The sequence below is a fragment of the Cupriavidus sp. FW305-F7 genome (genome assembly GCF_058782875.1).
Genome location: NZ_JBYSYC010000029.1, coordinates 31,911 through 54,608, shown reverse-complemented (window position 1 = coordinate 54,608; position 22,698 = coordinate 31,911). Strand labels below are relative to the sequence as shown.

Sequence of the window (22,698 nt, the reverse complement as noted above, 5' to 3'; positions counted from 1 at the left end):
TGCCTGGTCAATACAGCGGCGCGCGCGTGCGGAAATAGATGCCGTGCGGCGAGCGCCCGACGCGCACGGTCTTGACCAGCTTGCGGCTGGCCACGTCGACCAGGCCGACCGAGCGCGCCCAGCGGAAGGTTACCCACAGCGTCTTGCCGTCGGCGGTCAGCTCCATGTCGTCCGGGCCCGGCGGCAGGCCGGTGATATCGCCGACCTTGGTCAGCGTCTGCTGGTCGATGATGCTGATGCTGCCGGTGACCCGGTTGCTGAGGAACAGATGGCGCTTGTCGCCGACCGCGCGGAAGTTGTGCGCGCCCTTGCCGGTCTGGATCTGCTTGACCACCGTGCGCGTGCGCCAGTCGATCACGGCCACGTAGTCGGCCCCGGTCATGCCGACCAGCAGGTATTTCTGGTCCGGCGTGACCCAGATGCCCGCCGGCGCCGAGCCGGTTTCCATGCGCCACATCACGTTCTGCGTGACCAGGTCGATGGCTACCACCTCATTGGAGTCCTGCAGCGTGATGAAGGCGATGCGGCTGTCGGCGGTAAAGGCGATATGGCTCGGGGTCTTGGCCAGCGGGAACTGCTTGGCCAGCTTCAGCGCCTTGCCGTCCCAGCGGTAGAGGTCGACACGGTCGAGCCGGTTGCCGGTGGCGACAAACCACTTCTGATCCGGCGAGAAGCCGATCTGGTACGGGTCGTCGACATTGGGCACGCGCTGCTGGACCTTGCCCGAGACCGGGTCCAGGAACACCAGGTCATTGCCGACCGCGTTGGCAATGATCAGCGACTTGTCGTCTGGCGTGGCGATCAGGTGGTGCGGTTCCTTGCCGATCGGGAAGGTCTCCAGCACCTTCTGGGTATCCTTGTCGATCAGCGTGACGGTTGCATCACCCGAATTCAGAATCACCACCACTTCCGCCGATGCCGGTGCGGCCAGCAGGCCCAGCGCCAGGGCGCCCACCGTGAAACCACCAGCTACAACACGACGCAATGCGAACTGCAGCGCAAACATAAAACCCGCCAGAAGAAGACTGAACCGGCGATTCTAACGGTTGAGCATGAGAATCCGCTGACAGCCCGACTGATGCCCATCAAGATTTTGGCAGATTGTTGCGCCGGAGCGACCATTTGCGGTTCGCCCCGGCATTCCGCCCCGCGCCGGCGCTCAGCGCTGCATCGATTCCCACACTTTCTGCAGCCGCTTGACCGACATCGGCACCGGTGTACGCAGCTCCTGGGCGAACAGCGCGATGCGCAGCTCCTCCAGCATCCAGCGGAATTCCTCCAGCCGCGCGTCCTCGCCGCCGCGGCCCTGGGTGCGCAGCTGCTTTTCGGCCCGCTGCCACTGCTGCACCAGCGGCGCCATCTCCTGCGTGCGCTGCGTGTCGCGCGCCGGGTCGCCCTTGAGCTTGTCCACCCGCATGGCGATGCCCTTCAGGTAGCGCGGGAAATGGACCAGCTGCGTGTACGGGGTCTCGTCGACAAAGCGCTTGCCCATCAGCCGCCCGAGCTGCGCTTCCATGTCCGCATGGGGCCCGGCGAACGGCTTGGCCTGCAGCAGCTTGCGCGGCAGCCCGGCGTACTCGGCCAGGATGGTCCCCACCAGCCGCGCGATCTCCTGCGCCAGCAGCGACAGCCGGGTGCGGCCCTCGTCCTTGCGCGCATTGAACTCGGCCTCGTTGCGCGGCAGCGGCGCCTGCATGCAGGCACGCTCCAGCGCCAGCATCACGATCTGCTCGCGCAGCATCTCCTGCGTGCCCAGCGTCATGTACTGCATCGCCATCTGCTGCAGGCCCGGGATGTTCTTCTCGATGAACTTGACCTGCTCGCGCAGCTGCAGCGCAAACAGCCGGCGCAGCCCCAGGTGGTGGACGCGGGCGGCTTCCTGCGGGTCGTCGAAGACTTCCACGTCGCAGTGCGTGCCGCGGTCGACCAGCGCGGGGTAGCCGAACAGGGTCTGGCTGCCCTTGCGGATCTCCAGCAGCTCGGGCAGCTCACCGAAGGTCCACCCGGTCAGGCCCTCGTACTTGCCGGGCTCGGCCGCGGCCAGCGGCGCCGCCTGCTCCGGGGCCAGGGTTGCCGCCTGTGCCGCGGCTTGCGCGGCCACCCGCTGGAACGACTGCTGCGCCTGCCCGCCCAGCTCGGCGCGCAACTGGGCCAGGTTGCGGCCCATCTCAAGCTGGCGGCCGTGCTCGTCGACCACCTTGAAGTTCATCGTATGGTGCGCGGGCAGCGTTTCCAGCTTGAAGTCGGCCCGCTTGACCATGGTGCCGGTCTGCTCGCGGATATCGGCAATCAGCACATCCAGCAGCTCGCCCTCGCCAAGCGGCTGGCGCGCGACAAAGCCCGCGGCATACTCCGGCAGCGGTACACAGTGGCGGCGCAGCTTCTGCGGCAGCGACTTGAGCAGCAGGTGCACCTTCTCCCTGATCATGCCCGGCACCAGCCAGTCGGCGCGCTCCTGGCGCACCTGGTTGAGTGCGTACAGCGGCACGGTCAGGGTCACGCCGTCGCGGTGGCTGCCTGGCTCGAAGTGGTAGGTCAGCCCCATGCCCACCCCGGCCACGTTCATGGTCTTGGGGAACAGGTCGGTGGTGATGCCGGCCGCCTCGTGCCGCATCAGCTCGTCGCGGTTCAGGTACAGCAGCTTGCGGTCCCTGACGCTCTCGGCCTGGTACCACTGCTCGAAGGTGGCCTGCTGGCAGATGTCGGCGGGAATCGCGCGATCGTAGAAGGCGTAGATCAGTTCGTCGTCGACCAGCACGTCCTGGCGGCGCGACTTGTGCTCCAGGTTCTCGATCTCGCGCACCAGGCGCTGGTTGTGCGCATAGAACGGCAGGCGCGTATCGAACTCGCCCTCGACAAGCGCGCGGCGGATAAAGATCTCGCGCGCTTCCTGCGGGTTCATCGGGCCGTAATGCACGCGGCGGTGCTGGTAGACCACCAGCCCGTACAGCGTGGCGCGCTCCAGCGCCAGTACCTGGCCCGCCTTCTTTTCCCAGTGCGGATCGCTCCAGCTGACCTTGAGCAGGTGGCGGCCCACCTGTTCCAGCCATTCCGGCTCGATGCGCGCCAGCGTGCGCGCGAACAGCCGGCTGGTCTCGACCAGCTCGGCCGCGACAATCCAGCGCCCGACCTTGCGCGCGATCAGCGAGCCCGGCCACAGGTGGAACTTGATGCCGCGCGCGCCCAGGTATTCGCGGCCCTTGCCGTCGCCATCCTCGATGCGGCAGCCGACATTGCCCAGCAGGCCGGTCAGCAGCGCCTTGTGCACCTGCTCATAGGTGGGCTCGCTGTCATTCAAGCGCCAGCCCTGCTCGGTCACCGTGGTCAGCAGCTGCGAATGCACGTCGCGCCACTCGCGCAGCCGCAGGTGCGACAGGAAGTGGGCGCGGCACTGGTCCTGCAGCTGGCGGTTGGACTTCTTGTGCGCGACCGCATCCTCGAACCACTTCCACAGCCTGACCCAGCCCAGGAACTCGGACTTCTCGTCCATGAACTTGCGATGCGCCTGATCGGCGGCTTCCTGCGCCTCCTGCGGGCGGTCGCGCGGGTCCTGCACCGACAGCGCGCTGGCGATGACCAGCACCTCGCGCAGGCACTGGTGCTCGCGCGCGGCCAGGATCATGCGCGCCACGCGCGGGTCCAGCGGCAGCTTGGCCAGCTGGCGCCCGGTGCCGGTAAGCTGGTTGGCGTCGTCGACCGCGCCCAGTTCCTGCAGCAGCTGGTAGCCGTCCGCGACGGCGCGGCCCAGCGGCGGCTCGATAAACGGGAACGACTCGATCTCGGTCAGCCGCAGCGCCTTCATGCGCAGGATCACCGCGGCCAGCGACGAGCGCAGGATCTCGGGGTCGGTAAAGCGCGGACGGCCGGTGAAATCGGACTCCTCATACAGCCGGATGCACACGCCGTTGGCAACCCGACCGCAACGGCCGGCGCGCTGGTTGGCAGCGGCCTGCGAGATCGACTCGACCTGCAGTTGCTCGACCTTGTTGCGGTACGAGTAGCGCTTGACCCGCGCCAGCCCGGTATCGACCACGTAGCGGATGCCCGGCACCGTCAGCGAGGTTTCGGCGACGTTGGTCGCCAGCACGATGCGCCGTGCGTTGGACGGCTTGAACACCCGCTCCTGCTCCTGCACCGACAGCCGCGCAAACAGCGGCAGGATCTCGGTATGCGGCGGGTGGTGCTTGCGCAGCGCCTCGGCGGCTTCGCGGATCTCGCGCTCGCCGGGCAGGAAGACCAGCACATCGCCGGGGCCGACGCGGCACAGCTCGTCGACGGCCTCGACAATGCCATCGTACAGGTCGCGCTCGCGTGCCTGCGGGCTGCGCGGCGCGCCGGCGGGCACGTCCTCGGTGATCGGACGGTAGCGCACTTCCACCGGGTACAAGCGGCCGCTGACCTCGATCACCGGCGCCGGCTTGTCGCCCGCGGCGAAATGCTGGGCAAAGCGCTGGGCATCGATGGTGGCCGAGGTGATGATCACCTTCAGGTCCGGGCGCTTTGGCAGGATCTGGCGCAGGTAGCCGATCAGGAAGTCGATGTTCAGGCTGCGCTCGTGCGCCTCATCGATGATCAGCGTGTCATAGGCGCGCAGCAGCGGATCGTTCTGGGTCTCGGCCAGCAGGATGCCGTCGGTCATCAGCTTGACCGACGCCCCCGACGACATGGTGTCATTGAAACGCACCTGGTAGCCCACGTGCTCGCCCAGCGGCGTGCCGATTTCCTGCGCGATGCGCTTGGCGGTCGAGGTCGCGGCGATGCGCCGCGGCTGGGTGTGGCCGATCAGCCCCCCACCCTCGCGCCCCGGGCCGCGCCCGATCGACAGGCAGATCTTGGGCAGCTGGGTGGTCTTGCCCGAGCCGGTCTCGCCCGAGACGATCACCACCTGGTTGGCCAGCAGCGCCGCGGCGATCTCGTCGCGACGGCCGGAGACCGGCAGGGCCTCCGGGAAGGTGATGGGCGGCAGCGGGTTGACCGGCCTTGGCGCACGCGGCGGCCGCGGCTCGCGGGGACCGCGTGGCGGGCGCTGCCCGGCCTCACCGGCCGGCCGTGCAGCGGCTGGCTGCGGACGGACGTCCGACTTCCTGACCGGGCCTGGGGCCGGCCGGGACTGGGTTGGGGAGGCGGACTGACCGGCACCGGCGCGCTGGCTCGGCGCGGCGGGTGGTTTAGGCTTGACGGGGCGTTGTTCTGACATTGGCCGGGATTATAATCCGCGGGATGAACGCCAGAACCGACGCGCCGCAGACGGCGCCTGCCTCCTCACCCGCCGCCCCCGTGCCGGCGGAGCCGCCTGCGGCTGAATTCCCCGCGCCTGCCCCGACCTCCCCCGTGCCCGCCGTCCCGGCGCCCACGGCGGCCGACCCCGAGCGCAGCGGCCCCGACCACCAGCAGTTCGTCGACTGGCTGCGCATGGTGGCGCCGTATATCCATGCCTTCCGCGGCAAGACCTTTGTGATCGCCTTCGCCGGCGAACTGGTCAAGTCGGGCGTGCTCAATGCGCTGGTCAACGATGTCGCGCTGCTGCACGCCATGGGCATGCAGATCGTGCTGGTGCACGGCTCGCGCCCGCAGGTGGAAGAACAGCTGGCGCTGCGCCATGTCGAGTCACAGTTCGTCGATGGCGTGCGCGTCACCGACAACGCCGCGCTCGAATGTGCCAAGGAGGCCGCCGGCGAGCTGCGCCTGGACATCGAGGCCGCCTTCAGCCAGGGCCTGCCCAATACGCCGATGGCCGGCGCCCAGCTGTCGGTGATCTCCGGCAACTTTGTGACTGCCCGCCCGGTCGGCATCGTCAACGGCACCGACTACCAGCACACCGGCCTGGTGCGCAAGATCGACGCCGAGTCCGTGCGCATGTCGCTGTCGCACGGCAAGGTGGTGCTGCTGTCGCCGCTGGGCTTCTCGCCCACCGGCCAGGCCTTCAACCTGTCGATGGAAGACGTGGCCAGCGCCACCGCCACCGCGCTCAAGGCCGACAAGCTGATCTTCATCACCGAAGTGCCGGGCGTGCCCGACCCGGTCGGCAAGATGATGCAGGAAATGTCGCTGCGCACCGCGGTCGAGCGCCTGCAGAACAAGCACCTGCCGCCGGACGTGGCCAACTACCTGCAGCACCTGGTCAAGGCGCTCAAGGGCGGCGTGCCGCGTGCACACCTAATCCCCTATTCGCTCGACGGCGCGGTGCTGCTGGAACTGTTCCTGCACGACGGCGTCGGCACCATGCTGTCCGACACCGACCTGGAAAGCCTGCGCGAAGCCACGCTCGATGACGTCGGCGGCATCGTCCAGCTGATCGCCCCGCTGGAGCAGGACGGCACGCTGGTGCCGCGCGGACGCCACCTGATCGAGCGCGATATCTCCAACTTCTCGGTGATCGAGCACGACGGCGTGCTGTTCGGCTGCGCGGCGCTCTACGACTACCCGCGCGAGAACATGGGCGAGATGGCCTGCCTGACGGTGTCGCAGGAAGCCCAGGGCACCGGCGACGGCGAGCGCCTGCTCAAGCGCATCGAGCGCCGCGCCCGCGCGCTCGGCCTGGAGAAGCTGTTCGTGCTCACCACCCGCACCGAACACTGGTTCCTGAAGCGCGGTTTCGTCCACGCCAACGTCGACGACCTGCCCGAGGACAAGCGCAAGCTCTACAACTGGCAGCGCAAGTCCATGGTGCTGATGAAAAAACTGTGACGCCGTAGGGGCAATTGCCGCCGCGCCGCGGCTGGCGGCCCCGCTTGGCTACAATAGCGCCAGCGCCTCAGCACCTGACAAACAAACCAAGGAGTCCCCATGGCCCGCATGGTCCAATGCATCAAGCTGAACAAGGAAGCCGAAGGCCTCGACTTCCCGCCGCTGCCCGGCGAACTGGGCAAGAAGATCTGGCAAAGCGTGTCGAAGGAAGCCTGGGCTGGCTGGCTCAAGCACCAGACCATGCTGATCAACGAAAACCGCCTGAACATGGCCGATGCGCGCGCGCGCCAGTACCTGCTCAAGCAGACCGAGAAGTACTTCTTCGGCGAAGGCGCCGACCAGGCCCAGGGCTACGTGCCGCCGCAGTCCTGAACCGGACCGGCCAATGACAAAAGGGGTGCCTCAGGCACCCCTTTTGCTTGGTAGCGGACGACTTTGCTCAGTAGTCCGTGCGCTGCACGCCGTCGCCGGTGCCCAGCAGCAGCACATCCGCGCCGCGCAGCGCGAACAGGCCCACCGTGACCACGCCCGGCACCTGGTTGACGGCCTGCTCCAGGCCGCGCGGGTCTTCGATCTTCAGGCCGACCACGTCCAGGATCACATTGCCGTTGTCGGTCTTGTAGATGCCGCCTTCCTTGGTCATGCGCAGGCGCGGCTGGCCACCCAGGGCCTGCAGCTTGCGCGCCACCGCGGCACGTGCCATCGGGATCACCTCGACCGGCAGCGGGAAGGTGCCCATGGTCTGGACCAGCTTGCTGCCGTCGGCGATGCAAACAAAGCGCTTCGCGACCGAGGCCACGATCTTCTCGCGCGTGAGCGCCCCGCCGCCGCCCTTGATCATGGCGCCGCTGGCGTCGATCTCGTCGGCGCCGTCGACATACACCGGGATCTCGTCGACCTCGTTCAGGTCCAGCACCTTGAAGCCGTGCTGCTGCAGGCGGCGCGTGGACGCCTCGGAGCTCGACACCGCACCGGCGAAGCGCTCCTTGAATGCCGCCACGGCGTCAATGAAGAGATTGGCGGTGGAGCCAGTGCCCACGCCGAGCACTGCTCCTTCGGGCACTTCCTGCTTCACGTAGTCGGCGGCAGCTTGCGCGACCAGCGCCTTGAGTTCATCCTGAGTCATGACAACAGCCAGATTGCGTTGGGGGAAACGCGTAGTGTAGCGGATTGCGGCGGCAGGTCACGCGGGCGACGGTACAATGGATCAGGCCGGGGTGGCGGGTGCGCGACCCGTGTGCGACCTGCGCCCCCCCTGATGCCCGCGAATGATTTTGCAGACGCTCAAGCAGACCAACTAGCGACCATGAACCAGCTCGAACAACTCAGGCAGTTCACCACGGTGGTGGCCGATACCGGCGACTTCCAGCTGATGAAGCAGTACACCCCGCAGGACGCGACCACCAATCCGTCGCTGATCCTGAAGGCGGTGCAGAAACCCGAATACCGCCACCTGCTGGAGCAGGCCGTGCGTGACCACCACGGCAACGGCGGCGTCGATGCGGTGATGGACGCCGTGCTGATCGCCTTCGGCTGCGAGATCCTGGCGATCGTGCCGGGCCGCGTGTCGACCGAAGTCGATGCGCGCCTGTCCTTCGACACCGAGGCCAGCGTGGCCAAGGCGCGCCACCTGATCCAGCTGTACGAGCAGCGCGGCATCGCGCGCGAGCGCGTGCTGATCAAGATCGCCTCCACCTGGGAAGGCATCCGCGCGGCCGAGATCCTGCAGCGCGACGGCATCCGCTGCAACATGACGCTGCTGTTCTCGCTGGTGCAGGCGGTGGCGTGCGCCGAGGCCGGCGCGCAGCTGATCTCGCCCTTCGTCGGCCGCATCTTCGACTGGTACAAGAAGCAGGCCGGCGAGCAATGGGACGCGGCCGCCAACGGCGGCGACAACGACCCCGGCGTGCGCTCGGTGCGCCAGATCTACGACTACTACAAGAAGTTCGGCTACCCGACCGAGGTGATGGGCGCCAGCTTCCGCAGCACCGCGCAGATCCTGTCGCTGGCCGGCTGCGACCTGCTGACCATCAGCCCCGAGCTGCTCGAGCAGCTGGCCGCCGGCCAGGGTCCGGTGACGCACAAGCTGTCGGTGGACCAGGCCCAGGCCGCCAATATCGCCCGCATCGCGGCCGACGAGGCGTCCTTCCGCTGGCAGTTGAATGAGGATGCGATGGCGACGGAAAAGCTGGCCGAAGGCATCCGCCTGTTTGCGGCGGATGCGGTCAAGCTGGAGAAGCTGATCGGCGGGATTGCAAAATAAGCGCCAGTTCAGCGCAAGACAGGCCCGGGCGGCAACGCCCGGGCCCGAGGCTCAGCCGGCCGATGGCGCCAGCTGCGGCCACAGCAGCGGCAGGCACGCACCCGCCGCGGCGGACAGCACGATATCCGCGGTCTGGTCCAGCGCCGATGGCTGCAGATTGACCACGATCACCGGCGCGCCATGCTCGCGCGCCAGGCCCGGCAACCCCGCCGCCGGATAGACCAGCCCCGAGGTGCCGACCACCAGGCACAGGTCGCAGTGTTGCGCCGCATGCTCGGCGCGGTAGCGCGCCACGCGCGGCAGGTCCTCGCCGAACCACACCACGCCCGGACGCATCAGCGCGCCGCACAGGTTACAGCGCGGCGGCATGCCCGGCAGCGCGGTCGCCTCGTTGCAGCGTCCGCACCCGTCCAGCCATTTGTTGGCGAACAGGTTCCCGTGCAGTTCGATCACGCCCGCGCTGCCGGCGCGCTGGTGCAGGCCGTCAACGTTCTGCGTGACCAGCGTGAAAGGTTTCTGCGCAGCCAGCGCGACCAGCGCATGGTGCGCCGGGTTGGGATGCACGGCTGCGACCAGCTCGCGCCGGTGCACGTACCACTCCCAGACCAGAGCGGGCTGGCGGCGGTAGGCGTCCTCGCTGGCCAGCTCTTCCGGGTCGAACTGTTCCCACAGCCCGGTCATCGCGTCGCGGAAGGTCGGCACGCCGGATTCGGCGGAAATGCCGGCGCCGGTCAGCACGAAGATATTGCCGGCGGCCGCGATCAGCCGGCGTGCTTCCTCAAGCCCCGGCATTTCAAGGAGACCGGAATCAGCGGCCATGGACTTATCGCGGCAGGCGCCGCTGGCGCACGGCTTCGTATAGGCATACACCGCTGGCGACCGAGACATTCAGGCTTTCCACGCCACCCGCCATCGGGATGCCGACCAGCTCGTCGCAGGTTTCGCGCGTGAGGCGACGCATGCCCTCGCCTTCGGCGCCCATCACGATCGCGGTCGGGCCCTTGAAGTCGATGTCATACAGCGATTTTTCGGTGCCGTCGGCGGTGCCGATGACCCAGATGCCGCGTTCCTGCAGTTCACGCAGGGTGCGGGCCAGGTTGGTGACGGTGATATAGGGCACGGTCTCGGCGGCGCCGCTGGCGACCTTGGCCACGGTGGCATTGAGGCCGACGCTGCGGTCCTTGGGGGCGATCACGGCATGCGCGCCGGCGCCGTCGGCCACGCGCAGGCAGGCGCCCAGGTTGTGGGGGTCGGTGACGCCGTCCAGCACCAGCAGCAGCGGCGTGCCTTCGATGCCGTCGAGCAGTTCATCCAGGTTCAGCGCCAGTGCCACGTCTTCGGCACGTGCCACCACGCCCTGGTGGCGGTCGGTGCCGGCCATGCCGCGCAGGCGCTCGGCATCGACCGGGTGCAGGCGCACGCCCAGGCTTTCGGCCAGGCGCACGAAGTCCTGCATGCGCCGGTCGCGGCGGGCGGATTCGATATAGACATCGGTCACGCCCTTGGCATCTTGGCGCAGGCGTGCGGTGACGGCGTGAAAGCCGATCAGGAGTTTGTTTTTAGCCATGGCGCGATTGTACTCGCCCTCTCGCCCCCGGCAGCCAGCCGGGCGGCGAGAGGCGGCGGCATGGCGGCCGCCGCGGGCTTCAGCGCTTGCGCGGGGTGCGCGGGCTCTTGGCCGGCGTCTTGCCCGCCGGCTTGGCCTGGTGCGACTTGGAGGCCGGCTTGCGCGGCTTCTCCAGGTGCGAGGGCTTGGGCTTGGCCGCGTGCTTGGCCGGCTTGCCGCCGGTCTTCACATGCGGCCTGAGCGGCGTGATCACCGCCTCGAACACCGGCTGCTCCTCGATCACACGGTCCAGCGTCTCGTCGAATGACTCTTCCGGCTTGGACGAGCCGCCCAGCAGCGCCGCCAGCTGGCGGCCCTTCTTGCGTGCCGGCACCGCATGGGCGGCAGGCACGCGCGGCTGGGTCTCGGTGCCCCCCGCGCGGGCGCGCAGGGTTTTCGCCGACGGCTCCTGCACCAGGCGGAAGTCGATCTTGCGCGCATCCAGGTCCACGCGCGAGACCTGCACGCGCACGCGGTCGGTCAGGCGGTAGCGGATGCCGGTGCGCTCGCCGCGCAGCTCGTTGCGGGCCTCGTCGTACTGGAAGTAGTCGCTGCCCAGCTCGGTCACGTGGACCAGGCCTTCCACATACAGCTCGTCGAGCTGCACGAAGATGCCGAACGAGGTCACGGCGCTGATGGTGCCCGCGTAGTCGCTGCCCAGCTTGTCGCGCATGAAGTAGCACTTGAGCCAGGCCTCGACATCGCGCGAAGCCTCGTCCGCGCGGCGCTCATTGGCCGAGCAGTGCAGGCCGAGCTCGTCCCAGATGGCCTCGTTGCGCTTGGCGCGCGCCGCGGTCAGTTCTGCCTTCTGCTCGGCGTCCTTGGCCTGCAGCCGGCGCGCCTTGGGCGAGATCGCGGTATTCAGCTCGGTCCCGTGCGCAAACGCCGGCTGGTACTTGGTATGCGCCAGCACCGCCTTGATCGCGCGGTGCACCAGCAGGTCGGGGTAGCGGCGGATCGGGCTGGTGAAGTGCGCGTAGGCCTCGTACGCCAGGCCGAAGTGGCCGATATTGTCCGGGCTGTAGACCGCCTGCTGCATCGAGCGCAGCAGCATGGTCTGCAGCATCGGCGCGTCGGGACGGGACTTGATCTTGTCCATCACCTCGGCGTAGTCCGATGCCTGCGGCTTGTCGCCGCCGCCCAGCGACAGGCCGGCGGTGCGCAGGAAGTCGCGCAGGTTCTTCAGCTTCTCTTCGCTGGGGCCCGCGTGGATGCGGTACAGCGCCGGGTGCTTGAAGCGTTCGAGGAAGTCGGCCGCGCATACGTTGGCGGTCAGCATGCACTCTTCGATCAGCCGGTGCGCGTCGTTGCGCGTGCGCGGCAGGATCTGCTCGATCTTGCCCTGCGCGTTGCAGACGATATAAGTCTCGGTGGTGTCGAAGTCGATCGCGCCGCGCGCGCGCCGTGCCTTGAGCAGGACCTGGAACAGCTCATACAGGTTCTGTAGGTGCGGCACCAGCTCGCTGCGCTTGTGCGCCTCGGGGCCCTTGGTGTTGGACAGCACCGACCAGACCTCGTTGTAGGTCAGGCGCGCGGCCGAATGCATCACGGCCGGGTAGAACTGATAGCCCTTGAGTTCGCCCTTGGCGGTGATCACGGCATCGCACACCATGCACAGCCGGTCCACGAGCGGATTGAGCGAGCACAGCCCATTGGACAGCTTCTCCGGCAGCATCGGGATCACGCGGCGCGGGAAGTAGACCGAGGTGGCCCGGTCCAGCGCATCCGCGTCCAGCGGCGTGCCGGGGCGCACATAGTGCGACACATCGGCGATCGCCACGATCAGGCGCCAGCCCTTGGCGCGACCGATCTTGACCGGCTCGCAATAGACCGCATCGTCGAAGTCGCGTGCGTCTTCGCCGTCGATGGTCACCAGGGGGATGTCGCGCAGGTCGATGCGGTGGTCCAGGTCGGCCTGGCGCACCTCGTCGGGCAGCGCGGCGGCTTCCTGGGCGGCGGCCGGCGCGAACGCATGCGGCACGCCGTACTTGCGCACGGCGATCTCGATCTCCATGCCGGGATCGTCGATGTCCCCTAGCACCTCCACCACGCGGCCCACCGGCTGCACGTAGCGGTCGGGGAATTCGATCAGCTCGACGCTGACCACCTGCCCCACCCGTGCCTTGCCCTGCGCCTTGGGCGGGATCAGGATGTCCTGGCTGATGCGCTTGTCTTCAGGCGCCACCACCAGCACGCCGCCTTCACTGAGCAGACGGCCGATGACAAAACGGTTGGCGCGCTCGATGATCTCGACGATCTGCCCTTCGGGGCGCCCGCGCCGGTCGTAGCCGACCACGCGCACCTGCGCGCGGTCGTTGTGCATGGCCTTCTGCAGTTCGCGCTCGGGCAGGAAGATGTCGTCTTCGCCGTCGTCGCGGATCAGGAAGCCAAAGCCGTCGCGGTGGCCCTGCACCCGGCCGGTGACGAAGTTCGGCTGATGGGCCAGTTCATAGCGGCCCTTGCGGTTCAGCTCGATCTGGCCGTCGCGCTCCATGGCCGCCAGGCGCTTCTGAAAACCGTCATGCTCTTTGCGCGTGACGGAGAGGGCCTTGGCAATATCGCCGGCCGACTGGGGGGATCCCGACGTTCTCAACACGCCCAGGATTTCTTCCCGGCTGGGGATCGGATAGTTGTTCTGATTCAATTTTTTCTGGAAACTATTTGACAAAATTCTCGCGCCCTCTATAATGAGCGCTTCGGTTGTTTCGACACTTGCCCAGGTGGCGGAATTGGTAGACGCACTAGGTTCAGGTCCTAGCGGTGGCAACACTGTGGAGGTTCGAGTCCTCTCCTGGGCACCAGATCACCGGAAAACCCGCAGCGCTTTCAAGCCCTGCGGGTTTTTTGTTTTTGACGCCTGTTTCGCGCATCAGATCCGGCAACTTGCACTCCTTGCTTGGCGGCCATGCCGCGATGTCATAACTGCGAGCGTACGGGTTTTTTCCCGTCCGTGAAACCGCGCACCGTACCCCGCGCGGCAGCCGAACCACAACGGTACGGCAATGTCGAGGAGTGTAACAGCTTCAGTGGCGATTCCGGCATTCCACCGGCCATTGGCTGCCACATCGGCGTATCACCTCCTTCCCTCCCCGTACTCCTGCCACTTTGTACCCTGCCCGTGCTTGACATGCCCGACAATGTGTAACTATCATGGTTTCACATTGCACCTGACATCCTGAGCACAAGCGTTGAGCACAAGCAGCCGGTTCGCCGTGGCAGTCCACATCCTGACCCTGCTCGCCAGTTCGGCCGAGCCGGTGCCGTCGTCGCTGATCGCCGGCAGCGTGGGCACCAACCCGGCGCTGATCCGGCGGCTGGTCGGCCAACTGGCTGAAGCCGGGCTGGTGGCGACCACCATGGGCAGCACCGGCGGCGCCACGCTGGCGCGACCGGCCGCGTCGATCACGCTGCTCGACGTGTTCCGCGTAGTGGAAACCACCGCGCTGATCACGCTCCACCAGAGCGCGCCCAATCCGGCCTGCCCGGTCGGGCGCGAGATCACCGGTGCGCTGCGCAAGGTCGCAGACCGTGCGCAGGCGGCCATGGACGATACCCTTGCCGGCATCACCATCGCCAGCATGCTCGCCGATGTCGAAGGCAGCAACCAGCGCCGCAAGCGCTGATTTTTTTTGCCCCGATGTGTAACCACGATGGTTTCATATCAAACCTGACCGAAAGAAGGAGTGACCATGAAGATCGCAATCATCGGCGCCACCGGCCGCGTTGGCACGCGCCTCACCGACGAAGCCCTGCGCCGCGGCCACCAGGTGACCGCCATTGCGCGCCACGCCAGCAAACTGCCCGCTCGCGACGGCGTGACCACCAGGGACGTCGACGCAACCGACAGCGCCGCACTGGCCGCGGCGCTGGCCGGCAACGACGTGGTCATCAGCAGCGCGCGCTTCGCGCAACTGAACGCGCAGCAGGTGACCTCGGCCGTGCGCCAGGCCGGCGTGCCGCGCCTGCTGGTGGTGGGTGGTGCCGGCAGCCTCTGTGTCGCGCCGGGGGTGCAGTTGGTCGACACCCCGAATTTCCCCGACGCCTACAAGCCCGAGGCCCTCGCAGGCCGCGACTTTCTCAACGCGCTCCGTGGCGAACAGCAGATCAAATGGACCTTCCTGTCGCCCTCGGCACTGTTCGAGCCGGGCGAGCGCATTGGCAAGTTCCGTGTTGGCGAGGAAACCCTGCTGAGCGACGCAGCAGGCAAGAGCTGGATCTCGATGGAAGACTATGCCATCGCGATGCTCGATGAGATCGAAAAGCCGGCGCATTCGCGCCAGCGTTTCACGGTCGGCTATTAAGCCGGCCGCCGGGGCCCACCGGTAGCGGCAGGCCCCGGCGCAAGCACATCAGGCCTGCGCGCCGTCGTCCTGGCTGGCACGCTTGCCGCGCTTGAGCCAGGCGGCCAGGTTGTGCGGGCGCAGCGTGTCGTACTCTTCGAACGGCTGGTGGATCCAGGGGTTCGACGGCAGGAAGGTCACATGGTAGTCCGGCTCGACCTTCGAGCACGCCTTGTACCACAGCACGGCCGAACGTACCTCGGTCACGGCCGGATAGCGCTCCTTCAGGTGGCGGCCCACGCGCTCCAGCGTGATGCCCGAATCCACCAGGTCGTCGACCAGCAGCACCCTGCCCGTCAGCTCGCCGCGGGTCATGGTGATGTACTGCGCGATGTCCAGGTTGCCCTGCTGCGTGCCCGCGGCCTCGCGGTAGCTGCTGGTGGCCAGGATGGCCAGCGGCACGTCGAAGATGCGCGACATCTGGTCGCCGACGCGCAGCCCGCCGCGCGCCAGGCACAGGATCTTGTCGAACTTCCAGCCCGACTCATGCACGTTCAGCGACAGGCGTGCGATCAGGCGATGGTATTCATCCCAGGAGACCCACAGGTTCTCGTCATCGTTCGTTGGCAGGTTCATCTTTTTACGCTTTGTATCGTCGGGTCGGTTGACCTATATGGCTCGGCCCGCTTGCGCGGGCCGATTTATTTCTGGCGGGCCGCAGCGCTCGTGGCGCCGCTGCCTTGTGGCGTGCTACTGCCGGGTCAGGCCTTGTACGGATGACGCAGCAGGATGGTCTCGTCGCGATCCGGGCCGGTCGAGATCATGTCGATCGGAATGCCGACCACTTCTTCCACGCGCTTTAGGTAGATGCGGGCCTGCTCGGGCAGCGCGTCCCACGTCTTCACGCCGAAGGTCGACTCGTTCCAGCCGGGGAATTCCTCGTAGACCGGCACGCAACGCGCCACGGCGTCAGAGCCGCGCGGCAGGATGTCGACGGTCTTGCCATCGAGCTCGTAGCCCACGCACAGTTTGATGGTTTCCAGGCCATCGAGCACGTCCAGCTTGGTCATGCACAGGCCGGACACGCCGTTGATCTGCACCGAGCGCTTGAGCGCGGCGGCATCAAGCCAGCCGGTGCGGCGCGGACGGCCGGTGACCGAACCGAATTCCTTGCCGACGTTGGCCAGGCGCACGCCGACCGGGTCCTGGCGCGACGGGTTGTCGTTGTCGTACAGCTCGCTCGGGAACGGGCCCGCGCCCACGCGCGTGCAGTAGGCCTTGGTGATACCCAGGATGTAGTTCAGGCGGCCCGGACCGACACCGGCGCCCGCTGCGGCCGCACCGGCCACGCAGTTGCTCGAGGTCACGAACGGATAGGTGCCGTGGTCCACGTCCAGCAGCGTGCCTTGCGCGCCTTCGAACATCAGGTTGCCGCCGGCGGCATTGACCGCGTACAGCTCGGCCGACACGTCGGCCACCATCGGCGCCAGGCGCGGCGCGTAGGCCAGCGCTTCGTCCAGGGTCTGCTGGAAGTCCACGGCTTCGGCGCCCAGGTACTGGGTCAGCATGAAGTTGTGGTAGTCCAGGTTCTCGCGCAGGCGTTCGGCGAACTGCTGCGGATCGAACAGGTCCTGCACGCGCAGCGCGCGGCGGGCCACCTTGTCTTCATAGGCCGGGCCGATGCCGCGGCCGGTGGTGCCGATCTTGGCGGCGCCACGGCGGGCTTCGCGCGCCTTGTCGATGGCAACGTGGTACGGCAGGATCAGCGTGGCGGCCTCGGAAATGCGCAGGCGGTTCTGCACCTGCAGGCCGGCGCCTTCGAGTTCTTCGATTTCACGGAACAAAGCTTCGGGCGACAGCACCACACCGTTGCCGATGTAGCAGACCGTGCCGTCACGCATGATCCCGGACGGGATCAGACGGAGAATGGTCTTCTTGCCACCGATGATCAGCGTGTGGCCAGCGTTGTGGCCACCCTGGAACCGCACCACGCCCTTTGCCTGGTCGGTAAGCCAATCGACGATTTTTCCTTTGCCTTCGTCACCCCATTGGGTGCCGATCACGACGACATTGCGTCCCTGGCCTACTGCGGATGCGGACATATTGCTTTGGTCAATAGGTTAAAAACGTATTCTACTCTTGTTGCCGGGCGATTCTCGATTTTTGGGCACGCCCGGCGCCCAAGCGTCAGCGCGGCACCACGGCCCAGCCGGCGTCCTGGCGCACCAACTGCCGGTCGCAGTTGAACTCATCGAGCTCGTGGGTATGGCCGGGCAGCGACTGGATCACGATCTCGCCGGCCGCACGCAGCGTGGAAATCGCGGCCCGGAGTGCCGGATCCGCATCCCAGGGCGCAAAAATCGCCTGGGCGCGCACTTCCACGGGCGACAGCGCCGCCACTTCACGCAGGTCCAGCGAGAAACCCGTGGCCGGGCGCGCACGGCCGAAGGCCTCGCCCACCTTGTCATAACGGCCGCCACGCGCCACGTAATTGGGCAGGCCGGCAACATAGGCCGCGAACATCACACCGCTGTGATAGTGGTAACCGCGCAAATCCGACAGGTCGATATTCACGCTGGCACCGCGCACCTGCACCGCCAGTGCCGCCAGTTCATCCAGCGCGCGGCCGATGGCCGGGCTGGCCGGCAGCGTCGCGCGGGCGCGCTCGATCACGTCCACGCCGCCGTACAGCGTAGGCAGCGCCAGCAGCGCATCGCGCTCGGTCTGCGGCATGCCTGCGGTCAGTTCGCGCAGGGCCGGCACATCCTTGGTTTCCAGCGCGGCAAAGAGCGCGTCCTCGATCTTGCGGATCGACGGCAGGCCCGCCAGCAGCGCTTCCAGGATGCCGGCATGGCACAGGTCGATGCGGACATCCGACAGCCCCGCCGCCTGCAGCGCGGCCAGCATCAGGTCCTGGATCTCGACGTCGGCTTCCAGGCCGGCATGGCCATAGATCTCGGCGCCGATCTGGATCGGCTCGCGCGTGGCGTGGAAACCCGCCGGGCGCGCATGCAGCACGTTGCCCGCGTAGCACAGGCGGGTCACGCCCGGGCGGTTCAGCAGGTGCGCGTCGATGCGCGCGACCTGCGGCGTGATATCGGCACGCAGGCCCATGGTGCGGCCCGACAACTGGTCCACCAGCTTGAGCGTGCGCAGGTCCAGGTCATGGCCGGTGCCGGTCAGCAGCGACTCCAGGTATTCCAGCATCGGCGGCATCACCATCTCATAGCCGTAGGTGCGGAACAGGTCCAGCATGCGGCGGCGCAGTTCTTCGATCTTGCGCGCTTCCGACGGCAGCACGTCGGCAATGTTTTCTGGCAGCAGCCAATGGTTGGACATAGTGAATCTCTTCTCAGTCAATCTCGTCTCTGTCATTCGGTTTGCCTCGAGGCAATGCCCCCAAGGCGCCCGTGCCTGACCAGGAACTTCATTGCAGGCGCCGCGCGCCCGCGCCATCACTCAGCGAGGATGGCTCCAGCCGGACAAAACCCCGGCAAGCCGGGGTTTCGTCAATTCGCCACACGGACAAGCGACGGTGCTAGCGCTTGCCCCCGGATCCGCCCGAGGCGGCCGCGGCGGCACCGCCGCTGGAACGCATGTAGCGGAAGAACTCGGAGGTGGGCTCAAGCACCAGCACGTCGCGCTTGTCGCGGAAGGTGTTGCGGTAAGCCTCCATGCTGCGCCAGAACTGCGCGAACTGCGGATCGCGGCCAAACGCGTCGGCATAGATCTGCGAGGCCTTGGCATCGCCCTGGCCCTTGATCACCTGGGCGTCGCGATAGGCCTCGGCCAGCACCACTTCGCGCTGACGGTCGGCATCGGCGCGGATCTTCTCGCCCTCGGCAGCACCGGTGGAGCGCAGCTCGTTGGCCACGCGCTTGCGCTCGGCCTCCATGCGCCGGTACACCGATTCGCTGATCGCGGGCAGCAGGTCAACGCGCTTGAGGCGCACGTCCAGGATCTCCACACCCACCGACTTGGCGTATTCGCTCATGCCGTTGCGGATGGCCTGCATCACCTGCTCGCGCTCGCCGGCAACCACGTCGGCCACGGTGCGCTTGCCGAACTCCTCGCGCGCCACCGAGTCGATGCGCTGGGTCATGCGGTCCTGCGCACCGCGCACGTTGCCGCCGAAGGCGACAAAGAACTTGCGCGGATCGGTGATGCGCCATTTGACGAACCAGTCCACCACCATGCTCTTCTTCTCGGCGGTCAGGAAACGCTCGCTGGCGGCCCCGTCGATGGTCTGCAGGCGGCGGTCCATGAACACCACGTTCTGGAACGGCGGCGGCAGCTTGAAGTGCAGGCCGGGCTCACGCACTACCTGCTTGATCTCGCCGAAGGCGAACACCACGGCGTACTGGCGCTGGTCGACCACGAACAGCATGGACGAGACCACGGCCAGCAGGATGAAAAAGCCAATCGCGAAGGAAATCAGTCGGTTCATGACGGTCTCCTCAGCGCGAGTCGCGGTCGCGGTTGCGCAGCGATTCGCGCGAACGGATATCCGTCGATGCATCCGGCGCGGGTGCCGGCGTGCTCGCGGCACCCGGCTGGCCCGGTTGCGGCGCGGCGCGGCCATCGGCCTGCGCCATCAGCTTGTCCAGCGGCAGGTAGAGGAGATTGTTGCCCTGGCGCGCGTCCACCAGCACCTTGGTCGAATTGCTGTAGATCTGCTGCATGGTTTCCAGATAGATGCGGTCACGCGTCACCTGCGGCGACTTGGCGTACTCGGTCTGCACCGAACGGAAGCGCGAGGCATCGCCCTCGGCCTGCGCCACCACGCGGGAGCGGTAGGCTTCGGACTCTTCCTTCAGGCGCGCCGCGGTACCCTTGGCGCGCGGGAGGATGTCATTGGCATAGGCCTGGCCTTCGCTGATCGCGCGCTCGCGGTCCTGGCTGGCCTTGTTGACGTCGTCGAACGCGGCCTGCACCTGCTCGGGCGGCTGCACGCTCTGCACGTTCACGGACAGCACACGGATGCCGGTCTTGTACGCGGTCAGGATGGCCTGGATCGACTTGGCCAGTTGCTGCGCGATCTGTTCGCGGCTCTCGTACAGCACCGCGTCCATCTTGTTGCGGCCGACGATCTCTCGCACCGAGGTCTCGGCGGCCTGCGTCACCAGCTCTTCATCGCCTCCGCGGTCGGTCTTGTTGAAGAACAGGAATTCGCTGGCGTCCTGGATCACGTATTGCACCGTAAAGCGCACGTCGATGATGTTCTCGTCCTGCGTCAGCATTGACGAGTCTTTCAGGTTGCTGTCCTTGATCGACGTGGAGCGCCCCACCTCGACCGAACGCACGGCCGACAGGTTGACGACCTCGGCCGACTGGACCGGCCAGGGCATGCGCCAGTTGATGCCGGGGCCTGTGGCGTACTTGAACTTGCCGAACTGCAGGATCACCGCAGTCTGGCCTTCCTGCACCATGAAGAAGCCGCTGGCCAGCCAGATGCCGACCACCGCTGCCACGATCACGCCAGCACCCACGCCCGAGCCTTTGCCCGGCGTGCGCGGGCCGCCAAAGCCCTGGTTGCCGCCGCCGTTGTCCTTGCGGCCGAGCAGGCCGTTCAGGCGGCGGTTGAAGTCGCGCCACAGCTCGTCCAGGTCGGGCGGGCCGCCGTCCTGCTGCGGACGCTGGTTCTGCTGGCGGTTGTCGTCGCGACCGTCCTTCTTGTCGTCGTCGTCCTGACCGTTGCGACCCCAGCGCGGATCGTTCAGCGAGAAGATGGCGCGCAGGCGCTGCCAGCCCGCGCGCAGCGCGAAGCGGCCGCCTGGTGTCAGGCTCGAATCAGCATTCCGGGGAAACTGGGGCATGAAGTGCACGGGTCCGGGGAAGTTTGTAACAGGGGGATTCTAGCAGTCATCCGCGCCACTTTTGGCCAATTCGCGCAATCCCGGCGGCAATCGCACCGGAGTTGGGCATAAGCTCCGGCGAACTGGCGGCGAATTGACCGCGAATTGACGGGTTAAAGCCTGCCCGAATCCCCCGCATCGGGGTCGTCGCTGCCGTCAGCCACGCCGCCATCATCGGCACTGTCGTAATGCGGCACGTCGGCCAGGCGCGGATCATAGGGTTGCGGCTCGGGCGGGCGGCTGGCCAGCCATTGCGCCACCTCGACCACGGCCTCGCGCAGCGCATCCAGGCCGAGCCCCTCGCGCGCGCTCAGGAACACGCGGGTGGGGATACCGTCCTCGTCGCGCTCCAGGCGCGGGCCCTGCTCCAACAGCTCGGGCGCGGCATCGATCTTGTTCATCACCACGATCTGCGGGATGTCCAGCGCGTTGATTTCCGCCAGCACGCGGTTGACCTGCTCGATCTGCTCATGGCGCACCGGGCTCGATGCATCCACCACATGCAGCAGCAGGTCGGCATGCACGGTCTCGTCGAGCGTGGCGCGGAACGCCGCCACCAGTTGCGTGGGCAGGTCGCGGATAAAGCCGACCGTGTCGGACAGCACCACGTTGCCCAGGCCATCCAGGAACAGCCGGCGCGAGGTGGTGTCGAGCGTGGCGAACAGCTGGTCGGCCGCATAGGCGCCAGCCTTGGTCAGCGCGTTGAACAGCGTCGACTTGCCCGCGTTGGTATAGCCCACCAGCGAAATGCTGAGCGTGTCATTGCGCGCGCGGGCGCGCCGCTGCGTGCTGTGCTGGCGCTGCAGCCGCGACAGATCCGACTTGAGCCGCTTGGCGCGCTCGTCCAGCATGCGCCGGTCCAGCTCGAGCTGGCGCTCGCCAGGGCCGCCGCGCATGCCGATGCCGCCCTTCTGCCGCTCCAGGTGGCTCCACGCCCGGACCAGCCGCGACGCGCGGTACTGGACCTGCGCCAGCTCCACCTGCACCTTGCCGACGTGGCTCTGCGCGCGCTGCCCGAAGATGTCCAGGATCAGGCCGGTGCGGTCGATCACGTGGCGGTTCAGGAAGCGTTCCAGGTTGCGCTGCTGCGCCGGGCTCAGGGCGTGGTTGAACACGACCACGTCGGCATCCAGCGCGTCGGCGGCCTCTTTCAGCTCCTCGGCCTTGCCCGAGCCGATGAACAGCGCCGGATCCGGCCGCGAGCGGCGGCCCGTCAGCGTATGCACCGGCAGCGAGCCGGCGGTAGAGGTCAGCAGCGCCAGTTCACTGAGGCTTTCCTGGAAATCATGCTTGCCGAAGTCGACGCCGACGAGAATGGCGCGCGAGGGGGCGGTATTGGAAGTGGCTCTGGGGTCCAAGGGAGGGCGCGAAAGCGCAGGGAAAAACGGGTTCAGGGGGAAGGCGGGCGGATGTCGGACTCTGTCCTGGCCCCTGCCGGGACAGGCCGCCGCATGATGCGGAACGTGGCGGCAGCGGCGGCTGCGTAGGCAACGGCCGGGCCGCGCGGCACCGGGCGCGATGGCGCACCGGCGCCGGGCATCGGTGCGGCGCCGCGGGGCGCCCGCACGATGCCCGCAAGGAGATCAGGCCTCGGCGGCGTCATCCACGCGGAAATTGACCGCGCGCGCAGGAACGACAGTGGAAATCGCATGCTTGTAGACCATCTGCGTCACGGTGTTGCGCAGCAGGACGACATACTGGTCGAACGATTCGATATTGCCTTGCAGCTTGATGCCATTGACGAGGTAGATGGAAACCGGCACGTGCTCTTTGCGCAGCGCGTTCAGGAACGGGTCTTGTAGCAGTTGCCCTTTGTTGCTCATGGCACACTCCAAATTTATAGGTTTAGTAATGAATGATGGGGATGGAAGTCCCCGGTTCAAGTCAGTCGGCGCAAAAACGCGCCAGAAAAAAGATCAAAAACGGTACCAAGTCGGCGTCAATGCACAGGGAACCCCCTGCTACCGCAAATTTAGCCGCAGTTCCAAACGAACGCAAACGAAAACT

General features: G+C 67.1%; 18 protein-coding genes and 1 tRNA gene. 6 read left to right on the top strand and 13 right to left on the bottom strand.

Annotated elements, in window-relative coordinates:
- Positions 1 to 7: 7 nt before the first annotated feature.
- Together AC3WL8_RS24685 and hrpA are read right to left on the bottom strand one after the other, a co-directional pair.
- Positions 8 to 1,006: a YVTN family beta-propeller repeat protein gene (locus tag AC3WL8_RS24685; protein ID WP_153953628.1), complete on the bottom strand. Its 999-nt coding sequence runs from the start codon at positions 1,004 to 1,006 to the stop codon at positions 8 to 10.
- Between the two features lie 153 nt (positions 1,007 to 1,159).
- Entirely contained in the window at positions 1,160 to 5,197 is a 4,038-nt protein-coding gene (gene hrpA, locus AC3WL8_RS24680; RefSeq protein WP_153953629.1) for an ATP-dependent RNA helicase HrpA, read from the bottom strand.
- A gap of 23 nt (positions 5,198 to 5,220) precedes the next feature.
- Between hrpA and argA the strand changes: the two genes are divergently transcribed.
- The gene (gene argA / locus AC3WL8_RS24675; RefSeq protein WP_013957203.1) at positions 5,221 to 6,687 is read left to right on the top strand and encodes an amino-acid N-acetyltransferase; all 1,467 of its coding nucleotides are present in this window, start codon (positions 5,221 to 5,223) and stop codon (positions 6,685 to 6,687) included.
- 99 nt (positions 6,688 to 6,786) lie between these two features.
- The gene (locus AC3WL8_RS24670) at positions 6,787 to 7,059 is read left to right on the top strand and encodes an oxidative damage protection protein (RefSeq protein ID WP_010809445.1); all 273 of its coding nucleotides are present in this window, start codon (positions 6,787 to 6,789) and stop codon (positions 7,057 to 7,059) included.
- Positions 7,060 to 7,126: 67 nt separating this feature from the next.
- Here the strand turns inward: AC3WL8_RS24670 and rpiA are convergent, their stop codons facing one another.
- A complete protein-coding gene (gene rpiA, locus AC3WL8_RS24665; RefSeq protein ID WP_013957204.1) occupies positions 7,127 to 7,813 on the bottom strand; it encodes a ribose-5-phosphate isomerase RpiA in 687 nt (228 codons plus the stop codon).
- 180 nt (positions 7,814 to 7,993) lie between these two features.
- Here rpiA and tal point away from each other — a divergent pair, with 180 nt between their 5' ends.
- A complete protein-coding gene (tal, locus tag AC3WL8_RS24660) occupies positions 7,994 to 8,950 on the top strand; it encodes a transaldolase (RefSeq protein ID WP_013957205.1) in 957 nt (318 codons plus the stop codon).
- A 51-nt stretch (positions 8,951 to 9,001) separates the two neighbouring features.
- Here tal and AC3WL8_RS24655 read toward each other — a convergent pair whose 3' ends face one another.
- From AC3WL8_RS24655 to rnr, 3 genes are all read right to left on the bottom strand, one after another.
- On the bottom strand, positions 9,002 to 9,769 hold the full coding sequence (locus tag AC3WL8_RS24655; RefSeq protein WP_049800565.1) for an SIR2 family NAD-dependent protein deacylase: 768 nt from the start codon (positions 9,767 to 9,769) through the stop codon (positions 9,002 to 9,004).
- Between the two features lie 4 nt (positions 9,770 to 9,773).
- The gene (gene rlmB / locus AC3WL8_RS24650) at positions 9,774 to 10,517 is read right to left on the bottom strand and encodes a 23S rRNA (guanosine(2251)-2'-O)-methyltransferase RlmB (protein WP_010809441.1); all 744 of its coding nucleotides are present in this window, start codon (positions 10,515 to 10,517) and stop codon (positions 9,774 to 9,776) included.
- 79 nt (positions 10,518 to 10,596) lie between these two features.
- A complete protein-coding gene (gene rnr, locus AC3WL8_RS24645; RefSeq protein WP_041227994.1) occupies positions 10,597 to 13,200 on the bottom strand; it encodes a ribonuclease R in 2,604 nt (867 codons plus the stop codon).
- 70 nt (positions 13,201 to 13,270) lie between these two features.
- On the opposite strand from rnr, the gene AC3WL8_RS24640 reads away from it, so the two are divergent.
- The 3 genes from AC3WL8_RS24640 (at position 13,271) to AC3WL8_RS24630 (ending at position 14,857) form a co-directional block, all read left to right on the top strand.
- Positions 13,271 to 13,357 (top strand) — tRNA-Leu (locus AC3WL8_RS24640).
- Positions 13,358 to 13,744: 387 nt separating this feature from the next.
- Entirely contained in the window at positions 13,745 to 14,179 is a 435-nt protein-coding gene (locus AC3WL8_RS24635) for an Rrf2 family transcriptional regulator (protein ID WP_013957208.1), read from the top strand.
- A gap of 66 nt (positions 14,180 to 14,245) precedes the next feature.
- Complete coding sequence (locus tag AC3WL8_RS24630) at positions 14,246 to 14,857, top strand: NAD(P)-dependent oxidoreductase (protein ID WP_211979873.1); 612 nt, start codon at positions 14,246 to 14,248, stop codon at positions 14,855 to 14,857.
- A gap of 48 nt (positions 14,858 to 14,905) precedes the next feature.
- On the opposite strand, the gene AC3WL8_RS24625 is transcribed toward AC3WL8_RS24630, so the two are convergent.
- The 7 genes from AC3WL8_RS24625 to hfq all read right to left on the bottom strand — a co-directional run bounded on the left by AC3WL8_RS24625 (position 14,906) and on the right by hfq (position 22,514).
- Complete coding sequence (locus AC3WL8_RS24625) at positions 14,906 to 15,472, bottom strand: phosphoribosyltransferase (protein ID WP_010809437.1); 567 nt, start codon at positions 15,470 to 15,472, stop codon at positions 14,906 to 14,908.
- Between the two features lie 125 nt (positions 15,473 to 15,597).
- Positions 15,598 to 16,938, bottom strand: coding sequence for an adenylosuccinate synthase (locus AC3WL8_RS24620; protein ID WP_013957210.1), 1,341 nt, complete (start codon positions 16,936 to 16,938; stop codon positions 15,598 to 15,600).
- 85 nt (positions 16,939 to 17,023) lie between these two features.
- Positions 17,024 to 18,175 carry an ATP phosphoribosyltransferase regulatory subunit gene (locus AC3WL8_RS24615; protein WP_013957211.1) on the bottom strand — a complete coding sequence of 384 codons (1,152 nt, stop codon included), beginning with the start codon at positions 18,173 to 18,175 and terminating at the stop codon, positions 17,024 to 17,026.
- 199 nt (positions 18,176 to 18,374) lie between these two features.
- A complete protein-coding gene (gene hflC, locus AC3WL8_RS24610) occupies positions 18,375 to 19,283 on the bottom strand; it encodes a protease modulator HflC (protein ID WP_211979874.1) in 909 nt (302 codons plus the stop codon).
- Between the two features lie 10 nt (positions 19,284 to 19,293).
- Positions 19,294 to 20,652, bottom strand: a complete 1,359-nt coding sequence (gene hflK / locus AC3WL8_RS24605) for an FtsH protease activity modulator HflK (RefSeq protein ID WP_013957213.1) — start codon at positions 20,650 to 20,652, stop codon at positions 19,294 to 19,296.
- 152 nt (positions 20,653 to 20,804) lie between these two features.
- Positions 20,805 to 22,049, bottom strand: coding sequence for a GTPase HflX (gene hflX / locus AC3WL8_RS24600; protein ID WP_211979875.1), 1,245 nt, complete (start codon positions 22,047 to 22,049; stop codon positions 20,805 to 20,807).
- 225 nt (positions 22,050 to 22,274) lie between these two features.
- On the bottom strand, positions 22,275 to 22,514 hold the full coding sequence (hfq, locus tag AC3WL8_RS24595) for an RNA chaperone Hfq (protein WP_010809431.1): 240 nt from the start codon (positions 22,512 to 22,514) through the stop codon (positions 22,275 to 22,277).
- Positions 22,515 to 22,698: the final 184 nt, after the last annotated feature.

Excerpts from the sequence above, each read along its gene's own strand:
- hflK (WP_013957213.1), bottom strand. The coding sequence starts at position 20,652 with ATGCCCCAGTTTCCCCGGAATGCTGATTCGAGCCTGACACCAGGCGGC.
- AC3WL8_RS24615 (WP_013957211.1), bottom strand. The coding sequence starts at position 18,175 with ATGTCCAACCATTGGCTGCTGCCAGAAAACATTGCCGACGTGCTGCCG.
- AC3WL8_RS24670 (WP_010809445.1), top strand. The coding sequence starts at position 6,787 with ATGGCCCGCATGGTCCAATGCATCAAGCTGAACAAGGAAGCCGAAGGC.
- AC3WL8_RS24630 (WP_211979873.1), top strand. The coding sequence starts at position 14,246 with ATGAAGATCGCAATCATCGGCGCCACCGGCCGCGTTGGCACGCGCCTC.
- argA (WP_013957203.1), top strand. The coding sequence starts at position 5,221 with ATGAACGCCAGAACCGACGCGCCGCAGACGGCGCCTGCCTCCTCACCC.
- hrpA (WP_153953629.1), bottom strand. The coding sequence starts at position 5,197 with ATGTCAGAACAACGCCCCGTCAAGCCTAAACCACCCGCCGCGCCGAGC.
- hflC (WP_211979874.1), bottom strand. The coding sequence starts at position 19,283 with ATGAACCGACTGATTTCCTTCGCGATTGGCTTTTTCATCCTGCTGGCC.
- AC3WL8_RS24655 (WP_049800565.1), bottom strand. The coding sequence starts at position 9,769 with ATGGCCGCTGATTCCGGTCTCCTTGAAATGCCGGGGCTTGAGGAAGCA.
- tal (WP_013957205.1), top strand. The coding sequence starts at position 7,994 with ATGAACCAGCTCGAACAACTCAGGCAGTTCACCACGGTGGTGGCCGAT.
- rpiA (WP_013957204.1), bottom strand. The coding sequence starts at position 7,813 with ATGACTCAGGATGAACTCAAGGCGCTGGTCGCGCAAGCTGCCGCCGAC.
- rlmB (WP_010809441.1), bottom strand. The coding sequence starts at position 10,517 with ATGGCTAAAAACAAACTCCTGATCGGCTTTCACGCCGTCACCGCACGC.
- AC3WL8_RS24625 (WP_010809437.1), bottom strand. The coding sequence starts at position 15,472 with ATGAACCTGCCAACGAACGATGACGAGAACCTGTGGGTCTCCTGGGAT.
- AC3WL8_RS24620 (WP_013957210.1), bottom strand. The coding sequence starts at position 16,938 with ATGTCCGCATCCGCAGTAGGCCAGGGACGCAATGTCGTCGTGATCGGC.
- hfq (WP_010809431.1), bottom strand. The coding sequence starts at position 22,514 with ATGAGCAACAAAGGGCAACTGCTACAAGACCCGTTCCTGAACGCGCTG.
- AC3WL8_RS24685 (WP_153953628.1), bottom strand. The coding sequence starts at position 1,006 with ATGTTTGCGCTGCAGTTCGCATTGCGTCGTGTTGTAGCTGGTGGTTTC.